The following is a 5,787-nucleotide window of genomic DNA, read 5'->3' on the forward strand; positions in this document are numbered from 1 at the left end:
ATTCCGAGACTGGCAAATATTATCGAATACGCCTCATGCTGGCTGCCATGTGGTCTGCACAGGAGTTTTTGAGTACTTACGATCAACGTAAGCGCAAGACCGCACGGTTGAAGCGACTAGCAGTTCCTAACATGCTTTCAATCTATTGGCTGGCTTTAGCCAGATCCCGTGCATCACTCATCGGCTTCACGTCCCAGAAAATAGTGCCGGTTTGCAATCGCGTCTTCCAATGCATTGTGAGGGACTCTTGATTGAGAATTGAACAGTTCCCGGTCAATAGTAATACAAAAGCTGCCGGGACCAATATTTCTCCGCTCGTAAGCTATCAGTGCATCACAGAAATGCTTGATGTCTTCAGGCCAGTCAGCAATGACCTCAAGGCTATCTCCGGGAAACCTACCAAGAAATTCACGCAATAACTCTGTGAACTCATCCTTTGAAACAGGTGCCTTACCCAGCACAGGCATAACATTAACCCGCACCCAATCAGTGGGTTCAGGACATTCAAGAACTTCATAAAAAAAATCACCATCTTCAGCAACCAAAGCCATAGATATCAGCGACCCTTGATGGCCGTTCCACTCGCAATCGATAAACAGCTTCAAAAATCTCCACCTCTACCAGCCTGACAACGAATCCTACATAATAAAATCCGGGGAGGCGTCTCCACCATAAAACTCTTTTTTCAGCCCTTCAAACAACGTTTGCAGAGATCCTACAAGAAAACTCTCGAATTTCTCCTTGCCCAAAGTGCGTTCATAAACATCATTAGGCAGAAATCGCCTCATTTCTTTTTTTAACGCGCCATCCGTAACCATCGCTGGAATGTTCTGGATCAGCAACACCAACCTCTCGTCAAAATCATCAAGCTTGTAATCAACTATCTTTTTCTTCACCAGTTCAGCATTCACTTTTGCCCCCTGCTGCTGCAGCCAGGGCAGATCCCAGATATCCCGATAACGGATATAATTCTGCGTAGCTGGCAGGGAGATCAGCTTATCTGCCATCACTTCATTCAGGGTTTCCGTAAACACAAGCGTGTCCCCATAGCCATCTGGTAGAAAACGGTAATTGACCCGCAGGGGTAGAGCTTCCCGGGTATAGGCAGGTACGTTGGCCACTTCAATTTTGATTTTTTGTCGGGGAATATCTTTACGATCTGGCGCTGTGACAACGGAGATCTGCCACTTATCAATCTTCATCTCCGCATAGACAGGGTCTTTTTTCAACGACGCTGGCTCTTTGACTGACACCTGCAGGCCATAACGGGCACCAATATAATCCTCAATACAGGCTTTCATATTGGCCAGGGAGGCTGAAGAAAAATCAACACCTCCGGCAAAATCCAGATCTTCACTGAACCGGTTACCACCATGACATAATCGAAGTGACGTGCCTCCCTGAAACACCAAATGATCCAACAACCCTGCCTGATCCAGACAGTAGAGAATGTCATAATGGAGCAGCTCTTTTTCGACCACCGGACGCATATACGAGAGAGTATCATTTTGCATAATGCGCTCAACGAGCTGGGCAAAATCGTCATTGGTCATCTTCATAAACAAGCGCCTCATCAACCAGATGCATGTTTCGCCCGACCCGCTTCAAATCACGGAAAGCAGCTCTCTTTGTGGCGATTTTCAACGGCCGCCCACGGTCAACTGCACTGTCGATAATGTCGGCGACAGAACGCCTGGTATGGGTAAATTCAAGGGTGCCGAATGGTGTTTTATATTCTCCCTTCCGACCAGTGGTCATAATCGTGAGCCGGTCCACAGGAATCTGTGAAATCACACCATATTCCGACAATGCGGACTCAAGGCTGATGTAGTTGTAATGCCCTCGACGAAGTGCGATAGCAATACGTTCCAAGACATCGGCTCCACGGCTACGTGATAATGTAAAGAGATAGATCCCTTTCATTACCCGCAAAAGAATGTTGTTCCTGACCAGTCGCCCTAATCCTGCCTGAAATGCCCGGGCATTGTCCTCAATAAAGATCTTGGCCAGATCCCGTTTTGTGAAAACAGAACGCCCCATCTGGTCAAAATCTGAGAGACGCCTGATAGCAGTGGCCTGATCCATAGCATCCTGACTCCATGTAGACACTTTTACCATTTATATATAGTGTATCTGTACACATATTAGCAAACCATCAAGTAAACAGAAAATACACATATTAGTGACATATATGACTTTTTAACGAACAAGAACCATAGCCAAAGCGGATAGGACTAAAATCTGCGTTCCCATTAGGTATCTGCTACTCCCTTACCCTAATTGCATTAAACATTGAGATAAATACCGGTAGTTGAACTTACCGGCACCGTTTTTGCGCCATGTCGGCGCACCTTCACACCCTGCTGGCGAACACTCCGTGGCCTCAAAAACCCTTCATCATCCGGCAGACGATTTCACCTCACGGTCAGCCAACCGCTGCCCAACCCTCTCCAGCATCGGCACCAGCAGTAAACCGACACCTATCATCAACAGCGCCATCGCCCACTGGCTGTCGCCGCCGGTCAACTCAAGGAAATGCCAGGGTGCAATGTTGTGCTGCATCACCGGAACACTGGCACCGTTGCTGTCAATGGTCCACTCCAGCGTCAGCTTCCAGGGCCAGAGCCGGTTGATGGAACCCAGCATCAGGCCGGTCAGGAACGCCATGCACAGGTCTTGCGCCCGTTCCAGCAGCCAGGCCAGTAACCGGGAAAACGCCAGCAAACCCAGTGCACAACCACTGCAGAACACCAGCAGCACTGGCAGGTCAAAGCTTTTAACCGCTGCCAGCACTGGCGCGTAGAGTCCCAGCATCAGCAGGATGGCGCTGCCGGAAATCCCCGGCAGGATCATGGCGCAGATGGCCACTGCACCGGCGGCAAAAAAGACCGGCAAGGTGGGATCCGGCAGGGAGATGGCCCCGGCCGCAGACAATTCCCAGGCTACCGCAAAACCGGCCATGCCAAGCACCACCACCGTGGGCGACAGTTTTTTCAGTGACTGGCACAGCCGTGCGGCCGAGATCAGGATCAACCCCATGAAAAACGACCAGACCGGAATCGGGTGGCTGGCCAGCAGGTAACTGATCAGCTGTGCCAGGGACAAGACACTGGCGAGAATGCCGGCAAACAGCGTCAGCAGGAAGGCGCCGTTAATCTGTGACCAGAATGCCCTGAACCCCTGCCGGTACCAGAGCCGGAGTGCCGCCGGGTTCAGCCTGCCCAGCGAGACCAGCAACTCGGCATAGATGCCGGTGATCAACGCCACGGTGCCGCCGGACACACCGGGCACCACATCGGCCGCACCCATGGCCGCGCCTTTGAAAAACAGTGAAATTCGCATGTTATTTCAGCAATCAATCAATGAATAAAAAACAAGAGCACTACACCCAGCGCCAGGCGATAGACGACAAACGGCAACATGCCCAGCCGGTTGATGAAGCCAAGGAAGAGATGAATACACAACAATGCACTGAGACCGGACAACAGCGCCCCACCGGCCAACACACCCCAGTCCACGGGTTCTGGTGAACCGGCCAGGTCCAGGGTCAGCAACAGACCGGCACCCATGATCACGGGGATCGACAGCAGGAACGAGAACCGGGCTGCAGCCTCCCGGGTAAAGCCCATCATCAGCGCCGCCGTCATGGTGACGCCGGAACGGGACGTACCCGGAATCAGCGACAACATCTGGCACAGGCCGATCATCATGGCCTGCCCCAGCGTCATGTCATCCAGGCGCAGGGTTCGCTTGCCCAGAAAGTCCGCCACCCCGAGCAATGCGCCGAACACCAGTGTGGTGGCGGCAATCACGGCGACTGAACGCATGGCCTCATCCAGCCCGGTGGTTTTCAGCAGCAGGCCAAACACCACCGCCGGAAGGGTCGCCAACCCCACATGCCAGGCCATCCGGCTGTGGGGCGTGCTGCCCTTCCCTGTCAGGGACAACAGCCAGTCCCGCACCAGCAGGAAAATATCCCGGCGAAAATAGAGCATGACCGCCGCCAGGGTGCCGACATGCACTGCCACATCAAACGCCAGCCCCTGGTCAGGCCAGTCCAGCAGCTGGGCCGGAAGAATCAGGTGCGCCGAACTTGAAATCGGCAAAAATTCGGTCAGGCCCTGGATCAGCGCCAGAACCACCAGTTGTACATAATCCATAACACCGGGATCCGTTTTGGAAGAAAAACATTACACGCAGATGTAACACTGAAAGAGAACTGGCAGGACAACCTGCCAGAACAAAGATAGCCGCATGATCACAAAAAAAGCTGGCAGCGTATTAAACCTGTTACGTTCAGGCATTGCCATAGCCAGTCCGGATTTTTCAGCGCCCCCGCCATCGTCTTGTTCTTACCAGCCACACCAGGCCAAGACCCAATGCCCGCCAAACGGCCACAGGCTGACTATACTCTGCAGCGCGATACCAACAACCCCACAATGCAACGGAGTATTTATGACAGACGTCACGCTGGAACAGCTTGATCACCGTGTCACACGGCTGGAAAAACTGAAACCGATACTGGAGGCGGAAGCATTGAATACCCTGCTTGAAGATCAGCGCAATTATCTAAACCGGCTGGATCATCAAATCAATGTCCGGATGCATGCACTGGATGTCTCCATGACCGACCTGAAGTTTGATGTGAGCCAGGTGGTCAACAGGATGGATAAACTCGACACACGGATGGGCAAACTGGATATTCAGGTGAAAAAACTGGATGGCCGAATGGATAACATCGAATCACGAATGGATAAACTGGATGGCAGAATGGATAAACTGGAATCCGGCATGAGCGAAATGCGAAGTGACATGTCCAGCGTGAAAGCCGACGTGACAGACATGAAGGGCATGCTGAAACGCCTGGTCGAAGCGCAATGCTAAAGCGCCTGTCGCAGGGAGGCGGCTTTAACAAACCGATCCTGTCAGCAAATGGCACCCTCACTGCCAGTGTCTGAAAACCGTACAACGTTTACAAGGTGCACCCCGCCTGGGGAACCGGCTCTCAACGAACCAAAGCGTTTAGCAGTGCGGCTCAGAAACCTATCCCGATACCCACGGATCTCATACTGGTATGCGGGAAACCTCATAACCACTCAGGGATACTGCACAGGCTTCTTGCCTTCCTCGCTGACAACCCTGGGATAACGTAGACGCGGCGCTGCCATTTCTGGGCTTTTACTACTGCAGCTTATCTGGAACATCCAGTCATCGCCAAAATCGAACCAGTAAAACAGCTTTCGATTGCCAGACAAGGGAAACATGTCACTCGCCAAGGTTTCCATGCATCGACCATTCATGACTTCATAACTTACCCGCTCAGGGCTCCTTGCCGAACTGGCAATGAAAAACTCGTATAAATGGTCATTTTCAAATTTAATGGCCTTCTGAATGCAGAGATGAAGCGCTTCCAGCGTGGTTTTCATTTCATCAATCGCTATCTGGCAACGCCACTCATGCTTGAAGTACAAACCGCCGATGAGCTTCACATCCAAAAAAATGATCATTACCCGTCCTCTGCGCCAATGGGAGTAATGGCCGCTGCGTACCGGGAATCAAGCATAATCAATCCAGGCCAACTTGCCAGCTTAATCAGACGCTCCATGAGAGAAACCCTCCTGAATCGCGTGAGTCACCATTGCCATCACCGGAATAACCATGGTGATCTGCTGGCATAAGAAAGTGGTAAGAATCATGGCTTGTCGACATTGCCTTAACTCCCGCTTAACGATCTGAAGAAGTAAGGCTAAATTGAATGAAGAGAGCGTCCCCTGTGCTCTTCAGGCA

The 5,787-nt window shown here is 51.8% G+C and carries 7 protein-coding genes; 1 reads left to right on the top strand and 6 read right to left on the bottom strand.

All coding sequences use genetic code 11. The features are described 5' to 3' along the window. Nucleotides 1-173 precede the first annotated feature (173 nt). From ABD892_RS11940 to ABD892_RS11960, 5 genes are all read right to left on the bottom strand, one after another. Complete coding sequence (locus ABD892_RS11940) at nucleotides 174-605, bottom strand: hypothetical protein (protein ID WP_345195915.1); 432 nt, start codon at nucleotides 603-605, stop codon at nucleotides 174-176. Nucleotides 606-638: 33 nt separating this feature from the next. After that, a complete protein-coding gene (locus ABD892_RS11945; protein ID WP_345195917.1) occupies nucleotides 639-1,559 on the bottom strand; it encodes a nucleotidyl transferase AbiEii/AbiGii toxin family protein in 921 nt (306 codons plus the stop codon). Next, nucleotides 1,543-2,085, bottom strand: coding sequence for a type IV toxin-antitoxin system AbiEi family antitoxin (abiEi, locus tag ABD892_RS11950; protein WP_345195918.1), 543 nt, complete (start codon nucleotides 2,083-2,085; stop codon nucleotides 1,543-1,545). Before abiEi ends, ABD892_RS11945 begins: the two co-directional genes overlap by 17 nt. Before the next feature lie 312 nt (nucleotides 2,086-2,397). Continuing rightward, nucleotides 2,398-3,342 carry a DUF368 domain-containing protein gene (locus tag ABD892_RS11955; RefSeq protein WP_345195920.1) on the bottom strand — a complete coding sequence of 315 codons (945 nt, stop codon included), beginning with the start codon at nucleotides 3,340-3,342 and terminating at the stop codon, nucleotides 2,398-2,400. Nucleotides 3,343-3,359: 17 nt separating this feature from the next. Then, nucleotides 3,360-4,160, bottom strand: a complete 801-nt coding sequence (locus tag ABD892_RS11960) for an undecaprenyl-diphosphate phosphatase (RefSeq protein ID WP_345195921.1) — start codon at nucleotides 4,158-4,160, stop codon at nucleotides 3,360-3,362. A gap of 295 nt (nucleotides 4,161-4,455) precedes the next feature. Between ABD892_RS11960 and ABD892_RS11965 the strand changes: the two genes are divergently transcribed. Further along, nucleotides 4,456-4,884 carry a hypothetical protein gene (locus ABD892_RS11965; protein WP_345195922.1) on the top strand — a complete coding sequence of 143 codons (429 nt, stop codon included), beginning with the start codon at nucleotides 4,456-4,458 and terminating at the stop codon, nucleotides 4,882-4,884. 212 nt (nucleotides 4,885-5,096) lie between these two features. Here ABD892_RS11965 and ABD892_RS11970 read toward each other — a convergent pair whose 3' ends face one another. Continuing rightward, complete coding sequence (locus tag ABD892_RS11970; protein ID WP_345195923.1) at nucleotides 5,097-5,507, bottom strand: IS1096 element passenger TnpR family protein; 411 nt, start codon at nucleotides 5,505-5,507, stop codon at nucleotides 5,097-5,099. Between the last annotated feature and the right edge of the window lie 280 nt (nucleotides 5,508-5,787).

This window comes from Kistimonas scapharcae, assembly GCF_039540975.1.
GTDB lineage: Bacteria > Pseudomonadota > Gammaproteobacteria > Pseudomonadales > Endozoicomonadaceae > Kistimonas > Kistimonas scapharcae.